Below are 289 nucleotides of genomic sequence, written 5' to 3' on the forward strand. Positions count from 1 at the left end.
ATTTCCTCGTCGCTGAGGAGCTTGTCTGCCGGGAAGACTTCATCGTCCACGATCGGCGCGGCCGGGCTGGTCAGAATCTGCGGGAACGTCTGGTCGTTGGCGTTCTTCAGTGTGAAAACCACGGTGCTGGCATCAGGTGTGGCAATGGAATCGATGTTGGACAACAACGATGCCGGTCCGTTGGGATCGTTGATGGCAGTCTGGCGATCAAAGGAGAACTTGACGTCTTTGGAATCCAGCACGTGCCCGTTGGCCCACTTGAGGTCGCTCTTGAGTTTGACGGTGAATT

At 56.1% G+C, this 289-nt stretch carries 1 protein-coding gene; it reads right to left on the reverse strand.

Annotated elements, in window-relative coordinates; genetic code table 11:
* Window positions 1-289: ABC transporter substrate-binding protein (locus AC3XQU_RS23705; RefSeq protein ID WP_489876588.1), on the reverse strand; the 289-nt coding region annotated here is incomplete at both ends.

It is taken from the genome of Telluria sp. AZSoR62 (assembly GCF_058111565.1).